This is a genomic window from Streptococcus sp. Marseille-Q6504 (genome assembly GCF_965111625.1).
Genome location: NZ_CBCOON010000002.1, coordinates 175,534 through 197,749, shown reverse-complemented (window position 1 = coordinate 197,749; position 22,216 = coordinate 175,534). Strand labels below are relative to the sequence as shown.

The window sequence follows — 22,216 nt, the reverse complement described above, 5'->3', positions numbered from 1 at the left end:
CAGTCTTTAAAGACCTTTCTCTTGTTCACCTTTAAAAAATGAGGTTGAGAAAATTTCTCAGCCCCAACCTATATGCAATTTTCTATAAGCCATGTTTTGTTCCAGAAGTGACTAGGACCACTTCTTTCGATAATCATCTGTCTACCACTAACAGCTAGAAGCTGCTAGCAGTCAGAGTACTACGTTCGTTTCCGCGCACTCCATGCCCCGACCAAAATTTGGGTTGCTAGCTTGAGGGGTTTACCGCGTTCCACTCTCTCTGTTTCCAGAGAGACTTCGTCACTGTGGCACTTTCAGAGCTACTAAAACATATCCGAAAACTTAGTCTATTCACTCGCCGTAACGATTTCTCGTCCCTAGGCTTATGGTTTCGCCTAGCACAAACACTACAGGCATCACAGCCTGTGCTAGCATGGACTTTCCTCATGAAAAGATAAACTCTCCACGCGATTATCCAAAAATTGCACAACTGTATGATTCTAGAAATCAGAATTTTCTACGATTTGTTTGCCAAATACTTCTTTTTCAAGACGATTCAATCGTTTCAAGATATCAAAGTTAGTCATAGAAGTCGTACTTCCAAGCTCAGCAGGCTCAGACGTTACAGATACAGGTTCCACTTGAGGTTTGTTCGCCAATTGTTCTTTCAATTCTGCGACTTCCAAACGCAATGATTTAACCAACGCTGCATAGGTTTCATAATCCTTGATAACGTCATCTAAGAATTCATCTACCTCTGCTTTACTGTATCCACGTACTTCTCTTCCGAAATCCTGCTCAAAAATATCCTTTGCTGTAAAAATAATACTTGCCATGTCTCTCTCCATTCTCAGTTACTAGTATTATTATATAAAAAAAGGCAAACAAAAAGCAAGGTCAAAGCCTCAATTTTCGGAAAAATTTTCGGCTATTTCGTTTAAATCCTCAAATGTTAATCTTTTTGTAATATAGTTGTCTTTCTTTTTCATCAGTTCGTAAAAAAATCTCAGTTTTGTTTCGTTTTCTTGATCATAAAAAAGATAGGTTCCATCTGTATTTTCAAGTAAAAAAATCTGGTAATCTCTCAATTGGCTTTTATGCTCATAAGCCGGATAGGCATACTTAATAAAATCGACCTGTTTAAAATCACTCAATTTGATCTGATTAGCTTCATTCCAATTCGAACCATGTGTCTCAAAGTCAAAAATAGTCGCTAGTTGGAATCCATAGTCATCTTTCATTTCCTTGGCGACTTCTAAAACCCAATGTTCAAAACCAAGAGAACCTGTAAACACTAGCCATTGCAACCCTTCCTCAACCATTCTTTCCAAATCTCTTCGAATGGCTTTTTTGATAATTTTTAAGCGAATGTCCTTTTCATTAAACACTCCCAAATCAAAAGCTGAGTATCCCAAAACCAAGGCTGTATGCATTTTTTCACCCTTTCTGAAAACCTTTGTGGTATAATAGAGTGATGTTATTGTACCAATAAGGAGGACTATGGTCAACTATCCACATAAACTTTCATCTAAACCAAGCAAAACTTCTCTACCTCAAACTAAAAATTTCGCAAATCGAGGTATGAGCTTTGAAAAGATGATTAATGCTACCAATGACTACTATCTATCACATGGAATAGCAGTCATTCACAAAAAGCCAACCCCAGTTCAGATTGTTCGGGTCGACTACCCTCAACGGAGTCGCGCTAAAATTGTTGAAGCCTATTTTAGACAAGCTTCAACTACTGACTACTCGGGTGTTTATGAAGGATTTTACATTGATTTCGAAGCAAAGGAAACCAGACAAAAAAATGCTTTCCCGATGAAGAACTTCCATTCTCATCAGATACAGCATATGGAACAGGTTCTTGAACAAAAGGGAATTTGCTTCGTCCTAATCCATTTTTCTTCTTATCAGGAAACATATTTATTACCGGCGATTGACCTTATCCGTTTTTATCAACAGGATATGGGGAAAAAATCAATGCCGCTTGATTATATTCGAGAGCATGGTTATGTGATTGAACAACAAGCCTTCCCTCAAATACCTTATCTCGATATCGTCAAACAACATTTACTAGGTGGTAAAACAATATGAACAAACAACTTATCTGGCGCATTGCTAAATATCTAGGAATTGGATTTTTAGCAGCCTTTATTGCTGCAATATTGATTGGTGGAAGTGTCTTCTTCTACTATGTATCTAAAGCACCAGAACTTTCTGAAAGCAAACTTGTCGCAACAACTTCAAGTAAAATTTACGACAGTAAAAACGAATTGATTGCTGACTTAGGAGCCGAACGTCGTGTCAATGCTCAAAGCAATGAAATCCCTATTGAACTGGTCAATGCAATTGTCTCTATCGAGGATCACCGTTTTTTTAACCATAGAGGAATCGATAGCATTCGAATAGCTGGAGCTTTCCTGCGAAACTTAACTAGTAGAGGTGGCCTCCAAGGTGGTTCAACCTTGACGCAGCAGTTGATTAAGCTGACATATTTCTCAACTTCTTCATCAGACCAAACAATCGCACGTAAGGCCCAAGAAGCTTGGCTAGCTATTCAGTTAGAAAGAACTGCAACTAAACAGGAAATTTTGACATATTACATCAATAAGGTATACATGTCAAATGGTAACTATGGTATGCAAACTGCAGCTCAAAGTTACTATGGTAAAGATTTAAAAGACCTATCAATTCCACAACTTGCTCTTCTAGCCGGAATGCCACAGGCACCTAACCAATACGATCCTTATTCTCATCCAGAAGAAGCAACAGAACGTCGTAATCTAGTCCTATCAGAGATGCAAAAGCAAGGTTATTTAACAGCTGAACAATATGAAACGGCTATAAATACACCTATTACTGATGGTTTACAAAGTCTGAAAGGAAGCAACTCCTATCCTCCATACTTAGACAATTACCTCAAAGAAGTGATTGAACAAGTTGAAACAGAGACAGGCTACAACCTTTTAACTACTGGAATGGATGTCTACACTAACGTAGACCAAGACGTTCAAAAGCGTCTTTGGGATGTATACAACACAGATGAGTATGTTTATTATCCGGATGATGAACTTCAAGCAGCTTCTACTATCGTAGACGTTACAAATGGTAAAGTTATTGCTCAGCTTGGTTCAAGACACCAGTCAAGCAATGTATCCTTCGGACTCAATCAGGCCGTTGAAACCAACCGTGACTGGGGTTCTACTATGAAACCAATCACAGATTATGCACCTGCACTTGAATACGGAATTTACGACTCTACCGCAGCGATCATAAAAGATGCCCCTTATAACTATCCTGGAACAGATATTCCTGTTTATAACTGGGATAAAGCATACTATGGAAACATCACACTACAATATGCAATCCAACAATCGCGTAACGTACCTGCCGTTGAAACACTTGAAAAGGTTGGTTTAGACAAAGCCAAGACTTTCTTGAATGGTTTAGGTATTGACTATCCGGATATGCACTATGCCAACGCTATTTCAAGTAACACGACTGAGTCAAACAAAAAGTACGGAGCAAGTAGTGAGAAAATGGCTGCTGCTTACGCTGCTTTTGCTAACGGTGGTATCTACCATAAACCAATGTATATCAACAAGATTGTCTTTAGTGACGGTAGTTCAAAAGAGTACTCTGATCCTGGCTCACGTGCCATGAAAGAAACAACAGCCTATATGATGACTGAAATGATGAAAACCGTATTAACCTACGGGACTGGTCGTGGCGCTTACTTATCATGGCTTCCACAAGCTGGTAAAACTGGTACATCTAACTATACAGATGATGAAATTGAAAATTACATTAAGAGATACGATTATGTCGCACCTGATGAAATGTTTGTAGGATATACCCGCAAATATTCAATGGCTGTCTGGACTGGTTATTCAAACCGCCTCACTCCAATCGAAGGAGATGGATTTAGAGTAGCGGCCAACATCTACCGATCAATGATGGAGTACCTTTCCGAAGATGATCACCCAGGTGATTGGACAATGCCTGAGGGCTTGTATCGTAATGGTGAGTATGTCTTCAAAGTTGGCGCTCGTAGTAACTGGATCCCTCAAACAACCCAACAAGCTACTACAGAAGCTCCTACTACAACAACCGAAAATCAAACTACAGTAGCTGAAACTACTGGCCCAAATAATGGACAAAACCAAACTGTTCCAAATACAAATCAAAATTCTCAACAAAATCCAAATCCTCAAGGACAACAATAATCTTAAAAGACCTAGGAAGATGTTTTCTAGGTCTTTTATTAATGAAAAAGTGGAGTTAATGACTAACTCCACCTTTTTTTATTTTACATGGTTTGCAAGATCTTCTTGCGCTTTTTTATTAGATTCTTCTTTTTCTTTCTTCCATTTATCTTGAGCTTTTTGATATTCATCAGCAGTTACTGGTTTATCTTGAAGTTCAAGGTACTTGTACAAGAGGGCTTCACTCATACCCTTGTTACCTGAGTATGCAAATGGAAGGGTGAATGGCACCATCTTAGACAACATTGGACGTCCAGTTTGAGAAGTTGTTGGAATAATCAAAGCGCTATCTGTCAACCAAGCTTGGGCAGCGGCATATTTATCATAACGTTTTGAAACATCTGTGACTTCATTGTCAGCTTCAACAACCATCTTTTCGTAATCTTCCAAACCAACTTGTTTGGCAGCGGCGTTGTTTGTACCAGAATCAAATCCTAGATAAGTCTTAGTATTTTCACCTACAGATGGTTTGATGATATCAAGGTAAGTAGATGGGTCAATGTAGTCTGGAGACCATCCAACGTTATCTGAGAGATCCCAATCTTCTCCAGCAGCTGTTTCAGCAAAGTAGGTAACATTTAAGACTTCATCTTTTTGAAGTTGTTGAATGTCAATGACAACATTGTCAGTTCCTAATGTTGCTTCAAGTGATTGTTTCAATGACTGAACACGTTGAACTTTTGTAGTATTAGTTTGATCAACTGGCATATCCAAGTGAATTGGGAATTGAACGCCTTCTGCTTGGAGAGCTGTCTTAGCTTTAGCAAATTCTGCTTTCGCTTTTTCAGGATTGTATAGACCATCTTGAGCGTCGTCTAGATTCACATCTTTCCACTCGTCACCATAGGTTACCAATTTTTCTTTAACTAAGTCACCAAAGTTTTTACCATCAGCTTGTACGAAAGCTGGTGGTACGAACAAGTTACGAAGAAGTTTGCTTGCTCCACTTTCTCCATTTACTTGAGAAGCATAAGCAGTTCTATCAAAACCAAAGGCGATGGCTTGACGGAAGTCTTTGTTTAGGAGAGCTTTTTTAGTTGATGTCTTTTGTTCATCCGTAGTCTTAGAAGTGTACTTGTAAGACTGACGGTCAATATTTGTCCCAACTAAGAAAGTTGCAGAATCTTGTGGTGTATAAACGATGTTATCCTTAAACTCTTTTTCAAGTTCAGGATATCCTGCACTTGTTGGGAAGAGACGAGCCATTGAGAAGCCGCCATCCTTAAAGGTGTCTGCAAGTTTGCCTGTATCTTGACCATCCCAGAATGATAGTTTTACTTTATCAATATGAACATTGTCCTTATCCCAGTAGTTTGGATTCTTTTCAAATTCTACTGAAGATTTTGCTACCAATGATTTCAACAAGAAAGGACCATTGTAAAGAATACTGCTTGGATCAGTTGCTTTGGCAAAGTCACTTCCTTTAGAAGTAAGGAATTCTTCATTGACTGGTGCAAGAATACCCATGGTTGTCTTAGAGTTCCAGAAGGTTTCTGGTTTATTCAAAGTGTATTGAACAGTTTGATCATCAATTGCCTTGATTCCAACTTCTGAGAAATCTTTTACTTCACCTTTGACATAAGCGTCAAGACCTTTAATAGATTCTTGAACAAGATAAAGGGCTTCTGACTTATTATCAGCTGCATATTTAAGACCTGTTACAAAGTCTTGAGCTTTCACAGGTGCATACTCTTCACCTTCAGAAGTGTACCACTTAGCATCTTTACGGATTGTATAAGTGTAAGTCAAACCATCTTGAGATACTGACCAGTCTTCTGCCATAGATGGCACAAAGTTTCCATAGCGGTCATTTTCCATCAAACCGTCAATGACGTTACTAGTGATATTAGCAGTTGCAGCCTTACCTGTTGTCAGATAGTTGAGGTTGTCTGGATCTGTTTCATAAACGTAAGAAAAAGTTTTCTCACCTTTTGCACTAGAGCCTGAACCTGAACAAGCTGCCAAAACACCTGACGCTAACAGAGTCACTCCTGCTAGGGCCATTACTTTTGAAAATTTCATAATAAACTCCTTTATGACTTTTTATACATTATAGTCCCTTTTCAGCCATGTGTCAATACAATTTTCAGAATTTTTCAAATTGATTTGAAAATATTTTCTTCCTCCATTTCTAATATGAAAATCTTTTTAGGAAAATTTCAATCATTGACATTTATCAACTATATCTTTATGATATAATAAAAGAAGAAAGTTGAAAGGAAATACCATGTCAAAAGAAGTTATTGTTGAAAGTTTTGAACTAGACCATACGATTGTAAAAGCTCCTTATGTCCGATTGATTGGAGAAGAGACTGGACCGAAAGGAGATATCATTTCTAACTTTGATATCCGCTTGGTTCAACCAAATGAAGACTCTATCCCTACTGCTGGACTTCATACAATTGAGCACCTCTTGGCTAAACTAATCCGTACTCGCATCGACGGTATGATTGATTGTTCACCATTTGGTTGTCGTACAGGGTTTCATATGATTATGTGGGGACGTCATACTAGCGCTGAAATCGCTGCTGTCATCAAGGATTCACTAAAGGAAATCGCTGAGACTACAACTTGGGAAGATGTTCCTGGAACAACCATTGAGTCTTGTGGAAACTATAAGGACCACAGCCTCTTCTCGGCTAAAGAATGGGCAAAATTAATTCTCCAACAAGGAATCTCAGACGATGCCTTTGAACGTCATGTTATCTAATAATAAAAAAAAGAAACCAGCTTTTGAACTGGTTCCTTTTTTTATTTTCTAAATCTTGATTTAGGCTTTTTCACGAATGACCAAGACACCATCTTCCATATCAGCTTCTAGGTGTTTAGCATCAAGATTATCCAAATGGAAGTCTGTTACTTTATCACGGATTTGTTGTTCAACTACTCGACGGAGTGGACGAACACCCATAACTTCATCATAACCTTCTTCAGTCATGTATTCTTTGGCTGCATCGCTCACTGCCAAGTCAATTTCTTTCTTAGAAAGTGTCTTATTGACATCAATCAACATCAAGTCAACAATCTTAGAAAGGTCTTCCTTGCTCAAGTGTGAGAATTCAATCACAGCGTTGAAACGGTTGAGGAATTCTGGACGGAAGTATGGTTTCAATCGATCCATGAGTTCTGGTTTATCAGCATCTTCTGTCAAGTTAGTTTCGTAACCAAAGCCCGCGTTTGAAGTTGCGATAATCACCGTATTCTTGAAGTTGACAGTGTTACCTTGACCATCTGTCAAACGACCATCATCCAAGACTTGAAGAAGAAGAGTAATGACTTGAGGGTCAGCCTTTTCAATTTCGTCGAGAAGGACGATTGAGTATGGGTTACGGCGAACACGTTCTGTCAAAGTATTGTTATTGTCATCATAACCAACATAACCAGCTGTTGTACCAATCAATTTAGAAACGGCTGTACGGTCGCTATATTCTGACATGTCCAAACGGATGATAGCATCTTTCGTTCCGAACATATCAAGAGCCAATTGTTTGGCCAACTCAGTCTTACCAACACCAGTAGGACCTACAAAGAGGAAGCTACCGATTGGGCGATTTCCTTCGTCAAAGCCTGCACGGTTCCGACGGATCGCTTTTGCTACTGCCTCAACAGCCTTGTCTTGACCGATAACTTTGGTTTGCAAACGGTGCCCCATATCTTTCAAACGTTCGATGTCCGTAGCCCCCATTTGAGATACTGGAATACCCGTCATACGTTCTACAGATTCAGCCACATCATTAACTGTTGCTGTAACCTTGTGATCTTCTGTATGATTAGCAATTTGCTTTTCAAGCTCTTCGATACGGACTTTTGCATTTAGAGCTGCTTCGTAATCTTCTTTAGCCGCAGCTTCTTCTTGTTTAGTTTTTTCCGCTTGAATTTCGTGCTCAACTGCATGTACATCTGTCACGGGATGTTGAGCCGCCAAGTGAGCAGCTGTCACATCCACAAGGTCAATAGCCTTATCTGGCAAGCTACGTTGTGGAATATATTGAACAGAGTAATCAACGGCAGCTTTCAAGACTTCATCTGGCAAAATAACATTGTGGTGTTGTTGATAAAGATCTCGAATACCTTGAAGAATCTTGAAAGTATCTTCAGCAGATGGAGCATTAACCTTCACTTCGTTGAAACGACGAGCAAGGGCTGCGTTTTTCAAGATAGTATTACGGTATTCATCTTGAGTAGTTGCACCAATCACTGTCAATTCACCACGAGAAAGAGCTGGTTTCAAGATATCAGCAAGACCTTTAGACCCTTGACCATCACCTGTGCTACCAGCACCAAGGATTTGGTGAATTTCGTCGAAGAAAAGGATAAAATTTCCAGCTTCTTTGACTTCGTTTACCAAGTTTTGAATATTTTCTTCAAAGCTACCACGGTATTGAGTACCAGCTTCAAGTCCAGAAATATCAATAGAAATGATCTCTTTGTTCTTGATTGCTGCAGGAACGTCACCGTTCACGATAGCTTGGGCCAATCCTTCTACTACTGCAGTTTTACCGACACCAGCATCACCGACGAGAACTGGATTATTCTTTGTGCGACGAGAAAGAATTTCAGAAGTTTCTTGGATTTCTTTATTACGTCCAATCACTGGGTCCAACTTCCCTTCACGTGCTTCTGCTGTTAAGTTACGTCCAAGTTTTGCAAGAATCCCATCTTGTTTCATACCTTTACCTTGAACGTACTGAGCTTGTTCACTTCCTTCGCTTGGAAGTTGACCAGTTTGACGGTAAATAGCGAATTCTTCAGGCGTTACTTCACGGCCGTTAATCAAGTAACGACGGTTTTCTGAACTGTATCCACGCATACCACCCATCAATTGGTTAAATAAATCATCCATGTTGTTAAAGTTATTAAAGTTGTTATTCATATTTCATACCTCGTTTGTTTTCAAATTTACTTAGTCAAGATAATTTGACTTTCTCTGACCTTTATTTTAAAAAATTTAGACTAGCTATTTGCTACTCTACGTATAATTTCAGGTTTTTCTTTATCCAATACAGGTTTTTCGATTGGACTTCTAAAAATACTAATGTTAACCATAGGTTGTACCTCTTTTCTAGGTTTTACCCATACTTTGATCTTAAGATAGTATATGCAATCACCTTAAAATCAAGGTTTTCTAAGGACTTTCATTATCCTTATGTTCTTAGTATATCACTTTGGTCAGTTTTAGTCAATAGATTTGACCAATTTTGACCAACTTTTTTAAAATATTTTTTTATAACAAAAAACCAGTCAGAGTGACTGGTTTTTGATTTACTATTTATAAATCTTAGCTCAATGCATCATCCATTGAAAGAACTTCGTGGAAGACACGTTGTGTTAATTCAGTTTTTTGTTCTGGAGTGAGGTATTTAGTGTTTACACAGTATCCAGAGATACGTACGATTACGTCTTCACCTGACATGATCTTTTCGTAAACATCGTTCAAGTCCATAACGTTCAAGTTAACGTGTTGTCCACCGTTTTCGAAGTAACCATCAAGGATTGTTACCAAGTTATCAACTTGTTCGTCACGAGTTTTACCAAGAGCACGTGGTGAAACTTGAGTTGTCAATGAGATACCATCAGCTGCATAACCAAAGTCAAGGCTAGCAAGTGAGTTCAAGTTTTGCAACCATCCACCTTTAGCTTTGTTAGATGGGTTAGCACCTGGTGAGAAGAATTCAAGTTTAGACAAGTTCACAGAACCATCTTCGTTGAGGTATACACCTTTGTGGACTGGAGAGTTACCAGTTTGTTTAGAGTAAGCAACGTTAGATGTGATTGTCAAAAGTGATACAGTAGCTTCTGCGTCTTTGTAAAGTTTGTGGCTACGTAGACGAGTTGTGTAAGCTTCGATCAACCATTCTGCCAATTCGTTTGAACGTGGGTCATCTTCACCCCAACGTGGGTATTCACCAATTGTTTCGTAATCGTAAATGTAGCCATTTTCGTCACGGATTGGTTTAACTGTAGCGTACTTGATAGCTGACAATGTATCAACAGTGTTTGCGAAACCACAGATACCGAATCCCATGTTAGCACGTTGTTTAGTTGGCAAGAAGGCCATTTGAACAGCTTCGTAGTTGTACTTGTCAGTCATGTAGTGGATGATGTTCAAAGCATCTACGTAAGTGTCAGTCAACCAGTCAAGAGATTTTTCAAAGTTAGCTTTAACTGATTCGAATTCAAGAACTTCGTCACGGATTGGTTCGATATCAAATACTTTGTAGTCTTTATGAACATCGTCGTAACCACCGTTCAAACCAGTAAGAAGAGCTTTAAGAACGTTAACGCGAGCACCGAAGTACTGGATGTTGTGACGTTGTTCTTCGTTTTCTGGGTCAAGTGGAGACACACAACATGAGATACAGCTCATTTCACCGTATCCATCTTTAGCCATTGTTGTAACACCTTCGTATTGGATTGAAGAGTGTTTGTGGCTCATGTGCATACAGTAGCGACGGAAGTTGTATGGCAATTTGTCAGTCCAAAGAACTGTCAAGTTTGGTTCTGGAGAGTTACCGATGTTGTCAAGAGTGTTCAAGAAACGGTAGTCCATCTTAGTAACACGGTGACGACCGTCGTTACCCATACCAGCCATAGATGTTGTAATGAAGGTTGGGTCACCTGAGTACAATTGGTCGTAAGCTTTTGTACGAGCAAATTTAACTGTACGAAGTTTCATAACGAAATCATCAACAAATTCTTGGATTTCTGATTCAGTAAATGTACCACGAGCAAGGTCACGTTCTGCGTAGATATCCAATACGATTGGCACACGTCCTAGAGATGTAGCTGCACCGTTAATAACACGGCAGACAGCCATGAAGGCAATGTTTACCCATTGAATAGCTTCTTTAACGTTCATCGCTGGTTTGCGAACATCAACTCCGTATAGGTCACCCAAGCGAACAACTTGTTGCAATGCTTGGTATTGAAGGTTGATTTCTTCGCGAAGACGGATTGTTTCTTCATCGATTTCTTCAATTGAGTTCCAATCGTTTACTTTTTCTTGCATCAAGTAGTCTGCACCGTAAAGAGCAAGACGTGCGTAAACACCGATGATACGTCCACGTGAATATGCATCTGGAAGACCAGTTACAGTGTGAGCGTGACGAGCGCGACGAATGTTTGAAGTGTAAGCACGGAAGATACCGTCGTTAACAGTTGTTACGTATTTAGTGAAAATTTCGTGAACAGCTGGATCTGGTTCGTATCCATTTTCTTTCAAAGTAGTTTCAGCCATACGGATACCACCTTTTGGCATGAAGTTCAATTTGAAGAGTTCGTCGTTTTGGATACCATAAATCAATTCATTTTCTTTGTCGATGAATCCTGCAGGAATATCAGCAATAGAAGTTGGACGAGTGTCCATAGGGAAACGAGTTTCTTCGTAGTGAGCCTTAGTTTCTTCTACGATTTTTTTGATGTGAAGTGAACGTTCTGTTGGTCCTGCAAGGAAGCTTTCATCTCCATCATAAGGTGTGTAGTTAGCTTGTACAAAGCGTGATACACTTGCTTTTTCTTTCCAGTCAACACCTTTAAAGCCTTCCCAGGCTTTGTCAAAAATGTCTTGTGCTTCAACAACTGTCTTAACAACCATGTTAATGTCCTCATTTTTCTTTCTAGTAACAGTCATCTGTTACATTCATGAGTTAAGTATACCATACAGTAAACGATTTCAACAAGTGAAATAACACTTTTTAGGCACTTTCTTTTATAATACAGTTGTTGTTTTCGCGATAACTGTATTATAGTTTTGAAAAAGATTTACTTATTTTCTATTTTTTCTGAAAAAGGTTATAATATAGCTAGTAATTCTATCAAAGAAAGGTCATTACATGCTCATATTTCCACTGATGAATGATTTATCTCGTAAAATCATCCATATTGACATGGATGCCTTTTTTGCTGCGGTAGAAATTCGAGACAATCCCAAACTAAAAGGGAAACCCGTTGTTATTGGTAGCGACCCAAGAAAAACAGGAGGTCGCGGAGTTGTTTCGACTTGTAGTTATGAAGCGAGAACCTTTGGCATCCACTCAGCTATGAGTTCCAAAGAGGCCTATGAACGTTGTCCACAAGCCGTTTTCATTTCCGGAAACTACGAAAAATATACTGCTGTTGGTCAACAGATTCGAGCTATTTTTAAACGTTATACGGATAGGATTGAACCTATGAGTATCGACGAAGCCTATCTAGATGTGACTGAAAATAAGCTCGGTATCAAGTCTGCTGTCAAGATTGCTCGCTTAATTCAGCAGGATATTTGGCAAGAACTCCATCTGACCGCTTCTGCCGGTGTATCTTATAATAAGTTTTTAGCTAAAATGGCAAGTGACTATCAAAAGCCTCATGGTTTGACAGTCATTCTTCCTGATGAAGCTGAAGATTTTCTCAAACAAATGGATATCGCTAAGTTCCACGGTGTGGGAAAGAAAACAGTTGAAAAACTCCATCAAATGGGTGTATATACGGGTACTGACCTTTTAGAGGTTTCTGAAATCACTCTCATTGATCGTTTCGGAAGACTCGGTTTTGATCTGTATCGCAAAGCTCGTGGCATTGATAATTCTCCCGTCAAATCCAATCGTATCCGTAAGTCTATTGGTAAAGAAAAAACTTACAGTAAGATTCTAAGTCTAGATGAAGATATTAAAAAAGAGCTAACTCTCCTTTCGGAAAAAGTTGCTCTTAGTCTTCAAAAATATGAAAAAAGTGGTAAGATCGTCATTTTGAAAATCCGCTATGCTGACTTTTCTACTTTGACAAAACGAAAAACACTGGATCAACAAACACAAGACTCTGAAGAAATTGCTCAAAGCATTATCCAACTCTATGAAACACTGAGTGATAAAGACAAGGGCGTCCGTTTATTAGGAGTCACTGTGACAGGATTTTAAAAACCTTGAAGGAATCTACCCTCAAGGTTTTTTCTTATACAAATAATTGAACAAAGCTATAAAGTAGTAACACACTACCAAGGACAATACGGTATTTACCAAACACTGTAAAGTCGTGTTTTTTGACATAGCTAGTCAAGAAACAAATGGCAACCATGCTGACTGCAAAAGCCACTACCATTGCTACCAAGAGCAAGAAGAATTGACCAAAACTCAAGACTTCTCCCGCTTTGATAAATTTAAAAATCTTCAAAGCGCTGGCTCCAAACATAACTGGAATTCCTAGATAGAAGGTAAATTCTGTTACCACTGAACGACTAGTTCCATTTAACAAACCACCTACGATAGTTGCTCCGGAACGGCTAGTCCCTGGTAGAAGGGCCAAGACTTGGAAAAGACCGATATACAATGCTGTTTTATAAGGTAATTTATCTAAATCAGTGACTGTTGGCTCAATCGCTTGCGCTTTATTACGTTTTTCAAGATAGATGAAGGCAACCCCATAAACAATCAACATGATGGCTACTGAAACTTTATTATAGAAATGGGTTTCAAACCAATCATCAAATTTAAAAACGGCTAATAAAGGAAGTGTAGCCACAAATACTTTGGACCATAATTGCCAGGTTCTACGAACTTGAACTTTATCCTTACCTGGTTTGAAGGGATTAAGCTTGTTAAAGTAGATAACCATAACGGCTAAGATTGCACCCAGTTGAATGACGACATTAAACATAGACATAAAAGTTTCATTTTGATCTTTAAACTGGATAAATTCTTCTGCTAAAATCAAGTGGCCAGTACTTGAAATCGGCAGCCACTCCGTGATTCCTTCAACAATTCCAAAAAAGATAGCTTTTAAAATTTCAAAAAAATACATAGATTACTCCTTTTTTCTATCCTCCATTATATCATACTTTTAAAGGATGTGTTTAGTTTTCTTTAGAAAGCACCAACACTTCCACCACCGCCACCGCCTGAGAAACCACCACCAGAGCTACCGCTTCCGGATGATACAGAAAAGGTACTTGCTGTATTTGCGACACTGGCATAATGGCTCATTTGCGCTGTTGAATGGTAAAACATGCTATGCCAGCCATAGGCTACATAGAGATTGATATCTGGATTTTCAACTTTGATCTGGTGAACCTTCATCAAATGGCTAACCTTGTCAGCATATCCAAACAAAGTTGCATACACTAATAGACGATTCCAAACAACAATACTTTCCAATTCAGCCTGATCCAGTCGTGCAATGTCACGCAACATATTTTCAAAACTGGTCCAGAGATAAACAACTTCTGCCCCTTCTTCATTTAAGACTCCATCACGAGAAGGTCCTCGAGTTACTAAATGAATCAAACCACTCGCTAGTAAACCAATTAAACCTAAGGAAAGTAAAGGAAGCGAGAAATAGCCATGTGTTCGAAAACTATAGTAGAAAATGATAAGTCCGATAACACCTGTTACAGCCGAACAGACTTTCATTTTTTTTCACAAGATTATTTTCTTTTTCCGTTAAAGGTCGATAATAACTTGGAATTCGTAAAATTTTCACCTTGTCTCGAACACAACTTTGCATGCGTTCAAGTCGTCTCTCAAAGGAACGCTTGAGGTGCATGCCGAATTCTCGAATATGCTTCTCATCAGCTTCCTTAGCTCCATGGAACAATCCAGAAGAAACTTGATATTCAGGGAAAAGGTCTGAAAGAGCCAATTCTTTATTTGTAGAAAGAGTCATCCGCAGGCACTCCTTCTCAAAATTAGACAAACCTTTTTCACTGTTAAATTTGATCCAAGGCTCTTCTTCACCTTGAAAAATGGATAAATGCCCTCGATCGACTAAATCTAACAAGGTTGCTTGGATTAGTTGTTCAAAGGTGAATTTACCAAACTTCTGCTTATTTAGAGGGCTAACTTCCTCTAAGGATGTTGAATAGATTGCTTCTGCCAAAACCATTGGAGGTAGGTCCATTGGGGGTTCGTAGAGACGATGATTCTTTGGATATACCTTTTTAAGAGTCGTATGCTGACGAAATTCTCTATAATAGTAGAACGTTACTAGTAAGAGAGCCATAAAGAAGATTGGAAAAATCCATTTTATCATGACCTTGGCGTGCACTTTATCGGCTTTTATTTCTATCTCAACTCTTTTGAAGTTACTTAAATCATCTTCATTCAACCCTTGACTTGGAGCACTCGAGAAAGCTTCTCTCGGCCAATAGGCATGTAGTTCAACTTGACGTTTTTTAGGAAGATTCTTCATCTTCACCCAGTAGATATCATTTACTTTTTCAACCTTTCCCTCATTGAGGAGTTCACCAGTATGGAAAAAGAGTTTCTCTGCCGGACTATCTGAAGTTACTCGAAATTCCAGATCTTTGATATCCCCTGAACTATCTGTCAATGGTTGCCAATTCAGCTCAGCAATATCCTGATATAAGAAAAGAAGGTTTTTAAGTTGCCAAGTAACAGTCACACGAACAGTATCTCCTGCGTTTCCCGGATTAAAAATGGTGACCTTGTAGCCATCCTCTTCTTCCTTAGTATATGAGAGGACGTCTTGAACAATTTGGCCATTTTTAGATACTAAGACAGTTGGTTCGTCATCAATTTCAAATCCCTTCGGCATTTTCCCTGCTTTTCCGAGTCCAATCAATTGACCATTAAAATCATCATTAAAGTGGTAGGTGATTGTTTCTTTGAAAACTGCTGTATTATCTGCATGAATATTCAAATCACCTTTATAGGATAGAATATCGAAGTCTACTGCAAAAACTAGACGAGGCACAAATAGCAAACAGGTAAATACCAGAGCAAGAAGCCATCTCTTTTTCATTTTACATTCCCTTTCATATTTTTTCACTATTATATCATTTTTTAGAAGTTAAGGTTTACTTGTATTGAAAATCTTACCATTTTTAGATACAATAGAGGGAGCCATTTTTAGACTAGAAATAGGAGAAAACATGAAAAAATTATGCTTATCTATCCTTGCTAGCTTAGCCCTTACTCTAGGACTAGTTAGCCAGGTCCAAGCCGATGAATATTTACGTATCGGAATGGAGGCAGCTTACGCACCATTTAACTGGACTCAAGATGACGACAGTAATGGCGCTGTCAAGATTGATGGAACAAACCAATATGCTAACGGTTACGATGTTCAAATTGCAAAAAAAATCGCTAAAGATCTGGGTAAAGAACCACTCATTGTAAAAACAAAATGGGAAGGACTTGTTCCAGCTCTGACCTCTGGCAAGATCGATATGATTATTGCAGGTATGAGTCCAACCGCTGAACGTAAGCAAGAAATTGCCTTCTCAAGCAGTTACTATACCAGCGAACCAGTACTTTTAGTCAAAAAGGATTCAGCTTATGCAAATGCTAAAACACTAGATGATTTTAAAGATGCAAAAATCACTTCTCAACAAGGGGTTTACCTTTACGACTTGATTTCTCAAATTCCAGGCGCTAAAAAAGAAACTGCCATGGGTGATTTCGCTCAAATGCGTCAAGCTCTTGAAGCTGGTGTCATTGACGCCTATGTTTCTGAACGACCAGAAGCACTAACTGCTGAGTCAGCAAATGCAAAGTTCAAAATGATTCAGCCTGAACCTGGTTTCAAAACTGGAGAAGAGGATACCTCTATCGCTATCGGTCTTCGTAAGGATGACGAACGTATCAGCCAAATCAATGCTAGCATTGAAACCATCTCTAAAGATGAGCAAGTTGCCCTAATGGATCGTATGATTAAAGAGCAACCTGTAGAAGCTACAACTACTGAAGAAAACAGCAGTAATTTCTTTAGCCAAGTTGCTAAAATTCTAACTGAAAACTGGCAACAACTCTTGCGTGGTGCTGGAATCACACTTTTAATTTCAATTATCGGTACTATCGTAGGTCTCGTTATTGGTCTTGCTATCGGTGTTTTCCGTACTGCGCCTCAATTTGAAAATCAATTTATCTATGTCATTCAAAATATAGTTGGTTGGATTCTCAATATCTATATCGAAATTTTCCGTGGAACTCCTATGATTGTACAATCTATGGTTATCTACTATGGAACTGCTCAGGCTTTCGGAATCAACCTAGACCGTACTCTCGCTGCTATCTTTATCGTTTCTATCAATACCGGTGCCTACATGACCGAAATCGTTCGTGGTGGTATCCTAGCTGTTGACAAAGGACAATTTGAAGCAGCTACTGCACTTGGTATGACTCATAATCAAACCATGCGTAAGATTGTTCTACCTCAGGTAGTTCGAAACATCCTACCTGCTACTGGTAATGAGTTCGTCATCAACATCAAGGATACTTCTGTATTGAATGTTATCTCGGTTGTGGAGCTTTACTTCTCAGGAAATACAGTAGCAACACAGACTTACCAGTACTTCCAAACCTTTACTATTATCGCAGTTATCTACTTTGTCCTCACCTTTACAGTAACACGTATCCTACGCTATATCGAAAAACGGATGGATATGGATACCTACACTACAGGTGCTAACCAAATGCAAACGGAGGATTTGAAATAATGAATCAACCCATTCTTGAAATCAAACACCTCAAAAAATCCTATGGACAAAACGAGGTCCTAAAAGATATTTCCCTTACTATCCATAAAGGAGAAGTTATTTCTATCATTGGAAGTTCCGGTAGTGGTAAATCAACCTTCCTACGTTCAATCAACTTACTTGAAACACCAACTGAAGGTAAAATCCTTTATCACGGTGAAAATGTCCTCGAAAAAGGATATAACCTCACTCACTATCGAGAAAAACTAGGAATGGTCTTCCAGTCCTTCAACCTTTTTGAAAATCTAAACGTGCTTGAAAATACAATCGTTGCCCAAACAACTGTACTCAAACGTGATCGCTCAGAAGCAGAGAAAGTTGCTAAAGAAAACCTTGAAAAAGTCGGCATGGGAGAACGTTACTGGCAAGCCAAACCTAAACAACTTTCTGGTGGGCAAAAGCAGCGTGTTGCTATTGCTCGTGCACTTTCCATGAATCCTGATGCCATTCTCTTTGATGAGCCTACATCAGCCCTTGACCCTGAAATGGTCGGTGAAGTTCTCAAAATCATGCAAGATTTAGCTCAAGAAGGCTTGACCATGATCGTCGTAACCCACGAAATGGAATTTGCTCGCGATGTATCACACCGTGTCATCTTTATGGATAAGGGTGTCATTGCAGAAGAAGGCAAACCAGAAGATCTATTTACTAATCCCAAAGAAGAACGTACAAGAGAATTTTTACAACGCTATCTTCGATAAGAGAAAAGACTGCCATTGCAGTCTTTTTTTATATTCCAAAAAATGAAAAGGCAGATTCTTTTCGAACCTGCCTATATCCAAAGACTAATCTTCAAATTTTTCATGATTTTTATTGTAGAAATCAATTAAGCCGAGGGCTGTTTCAAAGGAAATGTTTTTAACTTTTGCACGTCCTTGAGCCAAAGCAATGATAGACATCTCACGCGCATTCGTTTCCTTAGAAATACGATACCCTGTGATCTTCTTATCACGAACCCAGCTAACAACTGCTTCTACTTTTTCAAAGTTAGACTTAGCCATGTTATTCTCCTATTTTTTTCTTTACGCAATTTCATTCTATATGTTTTTATAGTATTTGTCAATTGAAACACATATATTAATAAAGTTATTGCGTTAAGATTATAATTATTTAGCTTTCAAAGCTGATAATATATGGGTTCGAATATCTTCAACTCCATTAGGATTTGCTGGCAAGAATATTGTATTATTTCCTTGTTTATCTGCAAAATTATTCAATGTATCCAAATACTGATTGGTTAATAGGATTGACATAATTTGTTCTTCAGTTAATTCGACATTGGCTCCTTTTAACTCTTTAATAGAATCAGCAAGTCCATCAACAATTGCTTTCCGCTGCTCTGCGATCCCCACACCATGGAGGCGATCTTTTTCTGCCTCAGCTTCTGCCGCTGTAACGATCTTAATTTTATCTGCTTCAGCCAATTCTTGAGCTGCCACTCTCTTACGTTGGGCAGCATTAATTTCGTTCATTGATTGTTTGACTTCTGCATCCGGCTCAACTTTGGTAATGAGCGTCTTAACGATAATATACCCATACGTTGACATTTCTTCCGCTACTTGCTTTTGAACTTCTAATGCAATTTCATCTTTTTTCTCAAACAATTCATCCAAAGTTAACTTAGGAACAGATGAGCGCAATGCATCTTCAATATAAGATTTGATTTGAGCTTCAGGTCTCATCAATTTATAGTAAGCGTCTGTAACGTTTAACTCATTTACACGATACTGAGTTGCGACATTCATAGTCACAAAAACGTTATCTTGGGTTTTGGTTTCAACCACGATCTCACTTTGTAAAAGGCGTAGCTGCACACGAGCTGCAATTTTGTCAATGCCAAATGGTGCCCGTAGATGAATACCACTATTACTTAACTTTTGATACTTACCAAATCGTTCGATAATTGCAACAGACTGTTGACGAACGACATAAACAGAGCTCACTAACATAGCTCCTACAATAAGCATTAGAATCACTAGAACAAGTAAAACTTGTAAAACCATGGGAATCTCCCCCTTTCTTCACTTACATTATAGCACTCGTATATAGGTTAGGCAAATGATATGATAAAAATTTTATAGGATATTAAACAAGCATATTATATAGAGTTTCATTCCCATTCAAGTTAATATAAGACGGATCAAATTTCTCCATTCGGTGAATCAAGCCCGCATAATCATGCTTGTTAGCAAGAGCAATACCGATTAAGACTGGTCCTGTTCCTTTGCTGGCACGTTTAATATACTCAAAACGTGTGATGTCGTCATTCGGTCCTAAAATATCATTTACAAACTCGCGAAGTGCACCTGGACGTTGTGGGAAGTTTACCACAAAGTAATGCTTGATGCCATCGTAAATCAAGGCACGCTCTTCCATCTCTGGCATACGGTTGATATCGTTATTTCCTCCAGAGATGATACAACAAATAGTCTTCCCTTTAATATAATCTGACAGTACTTCCAAGGCCGCCACACTAGCAGCACCTGCAGGCTCAGCTACAATCCCCTGTTTAGAGTAAAGATCTATTAAGGTCTCAGAGATTAAACCTTCATCCACTCCGATAAGCGTTTCAACATTTTTACGGGTTGCTTCATAGGTCAATTGTCCAACCTTCTGCACAGCAATCCCGTCTGCAAACTTATCAATTTCTTTAAGTTTAACCGGACCTCCAGCCTCAAAGGCCGCCTTCATGGAACGAGCTCCGTTGGCTTCTACACCTAGAACTTCAATATCCGGATTCGTTTCCTTTATATAAGTAGAAACTCCTGCAATGAGTCCTCCACCTCCTACAGGCACCAAGACAGTATCAAAATCAATGGATTCTTTTCGCGCTTCTTCTAAAATTTCATAAGCTACTGTTCCTTGACCAGCTTGAACATAGGGATCATCAAAAGGATCAATAAACGTACGATTTTCAGCAACTGTATAGTCTTGAGCTGCCTTGGCCGAGGCATCAAAGGTATCTCCTACCAATTTGATAGTTACAAAATCTCCACCAAAGAAACGAACCTGCCCAATTTTCTGTTGAGGTGTTGTAATGGGCATAAAGATTGTTGCAGGAATCTTCATCTCGTTACAAGTGTAGGCAACACCTTGAGCGTGATTGCCCGCTGATGCGCACACTACTCCACGTTCACGTTCTTCCTTAGTCAATTGTGAGATAGCATAATAAGCTCCACGAATTTTAAAAGAGCGGACTCGTTGAGCATTTTCTTTTTTGAGATAAATTTTAGCTCCGTATTTTTCTGATAAATAATGATCGTAGTCAAGTGGTGTATTGGCTACGACACCACTCAGAACCTTGTGGGCCTTCACCACATCTTTTGCACTAAGCATAATCTTCTCCTTGATTCTTTTTCAAGATAAAAAGCGGGTTAGGTACCCCCCAACTCGCCTTCTATTTTTATTCTCAAAAATTAGTTGTAGATTTTGAATGCGTCATCGTCGTTTTTACCAACGAATGGCATTGCTTTACGCAATTCAGCACCAACCTTTTCAATTTCAAGGTTAGCTGCTTGTTCACGGTAAGCAGTCAATTTTGGACGACCAGCTTTGTAGTCGTTGACAAAGTCGTTAGCAAATGTACCATTTTGGATGTCAGCAAGAACTGCTTTCATGTTTTCTTTCACTTGTTCAGTGATGACACGTGGACCTGAAACGTAGTCACCGTATTCAGCTGTGTTAGAAATTGATTGACGCATTTTCTTGAATCCACCCTCGTAAATCAAGTCAACGATGAGTTTCATTTCGTGAAGCACTTCAAAGTAAGCTAATTCTGGAGCATATCCAGCTTCAGTCAAGACTTCAAAACCAGCTTCAATAAGGGCAGTCAAACCACCACAAAGAACGGCTTGTTCACCAAACAAATCTTCTTCAGTTTCTTCTTTGTAAGTTGTTTCAAGAAGACCTACACGCGCTGCACCAACACCTTTACACCAGTCCATAGCGATGTTTTTAGCATTTCCTGTTGCATCTTGGTAGACAGCGTAAAGCGCTGGAACACCAAAGCCTTCTTCGTAAGTACGACGTACCAAGTGTCCTGGCCCTTTAGGCGCACACATGAAGACATCAACATCTGCAGGAACTTTGATGAATTCGAAGTGGATGTTAAAACCATGCGCAAATCCAACTGCATTCCCAGCTTCCAGGTTTGGAGCAATTTCTGCTTCGTACAATTCTTGTTGGATTTCGTCTGGTGCCAAAATCATGATAACATCAGCCAATTTAGTTGCTTCTGCTACTGTATAAGTACCAAAACCATCTTCTTTTGCCTTATCAAAAGATTTACCTGGACGAACACCGATGATCACATCGTGACCTGAATCACGCAAGTTTTGAGCGTGAGCATGACCTTGTGAACCATAACCGATAACAGCGATTTTTTTACCATCAAGTGCTGCTACTTTTACATCTTTTTCGTATTCCATTTGAACTGCCATAGTTTTTCTCTCTTTTCTATTATTTATTGCCTGATAGGCTAGATTAACAAATTTAGGTTGGA

16 protein-coding genes, 1 other RNA gene and 1 pseudogene are annotated in these 22,216 nt (G+C 38.9%); 6 read left to right on the top strand and 12 right to left on the bottom strand.

Features of this window, described 5'->3' with window-relative positions; all coding sequences use genetic code 11:
- Positions 1-80 precede the first annotated feature (80 nt).
- The 3 genes from rnpB to ACWPUA_RS03070 all read right to left on the bottom strand — a co-directional run bounded on the left by rnpB (position 81) and on the right by ACWPUA_RS03070 (position 1,412).
- Positions 81-462: RNase P RNA component class B (gene rnpB, locus ACWPUA_RS03080), an RNA gene on the bottom strand.
- Between the two features lie 17 nt (positions 463-479).
- Positions 480-815, bottom strand: coding sequence for a cell division regulator GpsB (gpsB, locus tag ACWPUA_RS03075; protein ID WP_006152068.1), 336 nt, complete (start codon positions 813-815; stop codon positions 480-482).
- A 69-nt stretch (positions 816-884) separates the two neighbouring features.
- Positions 885-1,412, bottom strand: a complete 528-nt coding sequence (locus tag ACWPUA_RS03070) for a DUF1273 domain-containing protein (RefSeq protein WP_454379031.1) — start codon at positions 1,410-1,412, stop codon at positions 885-887.
- 67 nt (positions 1,413-1,479) lie between these two features.
- Here ACWPUA_RS03070 and recU point away from each other — a divergent pair, with 67 nt between their 5' ends.
- Both recU and pbp1a read left to right on the top strand, forming a co-directional pair.
- Positions 1,480-2,076 carry a Holliday junction resolvase RecU gene (recU, locus tag ACWPUA_RS03065; RefSeq protein ID WP_006150093.1) on the top strand — a complete coding sequence of 199 codons (597 nt, stop codon included), beginning with the start codon at positions 1,480-1,482 and terminating at the stop codon, positions 2,074-2,076.
- Positions 2,073-4,208 (top strand): penicillin-binding protein PBP1A, encoded by a 2,136-nt coding sequence (pbp1a, locus tag ACWPUA_RS03060; RefSeq protein WP_454379028.1) that lies wholly within the window; start codon positions 2,073-2,075, stop codon positions 4,206-4,208. The genes recU and pbp1a overlap by 4 nt, the downstream gene beginning before the upstream one ends.
- A gap of 78 nt (positions 4,209-4,286) precedes the next feature.
- On the opposite strand, the gene ACWPUA_RS03055 is transcribed toward pbp1a, so the two are convergent.
- On the bottom strand, positions 4,287-6,269 hold the full coding sequence (locus ACWPUA_RS03055; RefSeq protein ID WP_454379026.1) for a peptide ABC transporter substrate-binding protein: 1,983 nt from the start codon (positions 6,267-6,269) through the stop codon (positions 4,287-4,289).
- A 205-nt stretch (positions 6,270-6,474) separates the two neighbouring features.
- On the opposite strand from ACWPUA_RS03055, the gene ACWPUA_RS03050 reads away from it, so the two are divergent.
- Positions 6,475-6,957 carry an S-ribosylhomocysteine lyase gene (locus ACWPUA_RS03050; RefSeq protein WP_006151868.1) on the top strand — a complete coding sequence of 161 codons (483 nt, stop codon included), beginning with the start codon at positions 6,475-6,477 and terminating at the stop codon, positions 6,955-6,957.
- A 60-nt stretch (positions 6,958-7,017) separates the two neighbouring features.
- Here the strand turns inward: ACWPUA_RS03050 and ACWPUA_RS03045 are convergent, their stop codons facing one another.
- Positions 7,018-9,120, bottom strand: a complete 2,103-nt coding sequence (locus tag ACWPUA_RS03045) for an AAA family ATPase (protein WP_454379024.1) — start codon at positions 9,118-9,120, stop codon at positions 7,018-7,020.
- Positions 9,121-9,525: 405 nt separating this feature from the next.
- Positions 9,526-11,841, bottom strand: coding sequence for a formate C-acetyltransferase (gene pflB, locus ACWPUA_RS03040; protein ID WP_454379314.1), 2,316 nt, complete (start codon positions 11,839-11,841; stop codon positions 9,526-9,528).
- 238 nt (positions 11,842-12,079) lie between these two features.
- On the opposite strand from pflB, the gene dinB reads away from it, so the two are divergent.
- Complete coding sequence (gene dinB, locus ACWPUA_RS03035; RefSeq protein ID WP_454379022.1) at positions 12,080-13,141, top strand: DNA polymerase IV; 1,062 nt, start codon at positions 12,080-12,082, stop codon at positions 13,139-13,141.
- A 34-nt stretch (positions 13,142-13,175) separates the two neighbouring features.
- Here dinB and ACWPUA_RS03030 read toward each other — a convergent pair whose 3' ends face one another.
- Both ACWPUA_RS03030 and ACWPUA_RS03025 read right to left on the bottom strand, forming a co-directional pair.
- Positions 13,176-14,021, bottom strand: coding sequence for an undecaprenyl-diphosphate phosphatase (locus ACWPUA_RS03030; RefSeq protein ID WP_454379020.1), 846 nt, complete (start codon positions 14,019-14,021; stop codon positions 13,176-13,178).
- Positions 14,022-14,083: 62 nt separating this feature from the next.
- A pseudogene (locus tag ACWPUA_RS03025) lies at positions 14,084-15,980 on the bottom strand (DUF2207 family protein).
- A 130-nt stretch (positions 15,981-16,110) separates the two neighbouring features.
- Between ACWPUA_RS03025 and ACWPUA_RS03020 the strand changes: the two are divergent.
- Both ACWPUA_RS03020 and ACWPUA_RS03015 read left to right on the top strand, forming a co-directional pair.
- Complete coding sequence (locus tag ACWPUA_RS03020; protein WP_454379018.1) at positions 16,111-17,676, top strand: ABC transporter substrate-binding protein/permease; 1,566 nt, start codon at positions 16,111-16,113, stop codon at positions 17,674-17,676.
- Entirely contained in the window at positions 17,676-18,416 is a 741-nt protein-coding gene (locus ACWPUA_RS03015) for an amino acid ABC transporter ATP-binding protein (protein ID WP_004251965.1), read from the top strand. Before ACWPUA_RS03020 ends, ACWPUA_RS03015 begins: the two co-directional genes overlap by 1 nt.
- Before the next feature lie 84 nt (positions 18,417-18,500).
- Here ACWPUA_RS03015 and ACWPUA_RS03010 read toward each other — a convergent pair whose 3' ends face one another.
- The 4 genes from ACWPUA_RS03010 to ilvC all read right to left on the bottom strand — a co-directional run bounded on the left by ACWPUA_RS03010 (position 18,501) and on the right by ilvC (position 22,154).
- Positions 18,501-18,716 (bottom strand): capsule biosynthesis transcriptional regulator, encoded by a 216-nt coding sequence (locus tag ACWPUA_RS03010; protein ID WP_004251963.1) that lies wholly within the window; start codon positions 18,714-18,716, stop codon positions 18,501-18,503.
- A gap of 105 nt (positions 18,717-18,821) precedes the next feature.
- Positions 18,822-19,718 carry an SPFH domain-containing protein gene (locus ACWPUA_RS03005; RefSeq protein ID WP_004251962.1) on the bottom strand — a complete coding sequence of 299 codons (897 nt, stop codon included), beginning with the start codon at positions 19,716-19,718 and terminating at the stop codon, positions 18,822-18,824.
- A gap of 82 nt (positions 19,719-19,800) precedes the next feature.
- On the bottom strand, positions 19,801-21,051 hold the full coding sequence (gene ilvA / locus ACWPUA_RS03000; protein ID WP_414314225.1) for a threonine ammonia-lyase IlvA: 1,251 nt from the start codon (positions 21,049-21,051) through the stop codon (positions 19,801-19,803).
- An 80-nt stretch (positions 21,052-21,131) separates the two neighbouring features.
- The gene (gene ilvC, locus ACWPUA_RS02995) at positions 21,132-22,154 is read right to left on the bottom strand and encodes a ketol-acid reductoisomerase (RefSeq protein WP_454379015.1); all 1,023 of its coding nucleotides are present in this window, start codon (positions 22,152-22,154) and stop codon (positions 21,132-21,134) included.
- Between the last annotated feature and the right edge of the window lie 62 nt (positions 22,155-22,216).

Excerpts from the sequence above, each read along its gene's own strand:
- gpsB (WP_006152068.1), bottom strand. The coding sequence starts at position 815 with ATGGCAAGTATTATTTTTACAGCAAAGGATATTTTTGAGCAGGATTTC.
- ACWPUA_RS03070 (WP_454379031.1), bottom strand. The coding sequence starts at position 1,412 with ATGCATACAGCCTTGGTTTTGGGATACTCAGCTTTTGATTTGGGAGTG.
- recU (WP_006150093.1), top strand. The coding sequence starts at position 1,480 with ATGGTCAACTATCCACATAAACTTTCATCTAAACCAAGCAAAACTTCT.
- pbp1a (WP_454379028.1), top strand. The coding sequence starts at position 2,073 with ATGAACAAACAACTTATCTGGCGCATTGCTAAATATCTAGGAATTGGA.
- ACWPUA_RS03055 (WP_454379026.1), bottom strand. The coding sequence starts at position 6,269 with ATGAAATTTTCAAAAGTAATGGCCCTAGCAGGAGTGACTCTGTTAGCG.
- ACWPUA_RS03050 (WP_006151868.1), top strand. The coding sequence starts at position 6,475 with ATGTCAAAAGAAGTTATTGTTGAAAGTTTTGAACTAGACCATACGATT.
- ACWPUA_RS03045 (WP_454379024.1), bottom strand. The coding sequence starts at position 9,120 with ATGAATAACAACTTTAATAACTTTAACAACATGGATGATTTATTTAAC.
- pflB (WP_454379314.1), bottom strand. The coding sequence starts at position 11,841 with ATGGTTGTTAAGACAGTTGTTGAAGCACAAGACATTTTTGACAAAGCC.
- dinB (WP_454379022.1), top strand. The coding sequence starts at position 12,080 with ATGCTCATATTTCCACTGATGAATGATTTATCTCGTAAAATCATCCAT.
- ACWPUA_RS03030 (WP_454379020.1), bottom strand. The coding sequence starts at position 14,021 with ATGTATTTTTTTGAAATTTTAAAAGCTATCTTTTTTGGAATTGTTGAA.
- ACWPUA_RS03020 (WP_454379018.1), top strand. The coding sequence starts at position 16,111 with ATGAAAAAATTATGCTTATCTATCCTTGCTAGCTTAGCCCTTACTCTA.
- ACWPUA_RS03015 (WP_004251965.1), top strand. The coding sequence starts at position 17,676 with ATGAATCAACCCATTCTTGAAATCAAACACCTCAAAAAATCCTATGGA.
- ACWPUA_RS03010 (WP_004251963.1), bottom strand. The coding sequence starts at position 18,716 with ATGGCTAAGTCTAACTTTGAAAAAGTAGAAGCAGTTGTTAGCTGGGTT.
- ACWPUA_RS03005 (WP_004251962.1), bottom strand. The coding sequence starts at position 19,718 with ATGGTTTTACAAGTTTTACTTGTTCTAGTGATTCTAATGCTTATTGTA.
- ilvA (WP_414314225.1), bottom strand. The coding sequence starts at position 21,051 with ATGCTTAGTGCAAAAGATGTGGTGAAGGCCCACAAGGTTCTGAGTGGT.
- ilvC (WP_454379015.1), bottom strand. The coding sequence starts at position 22,154 with ATGGCAGTTCAAATGGAATACGAAAAAGATGTAAAAGTAGCAGCACTT.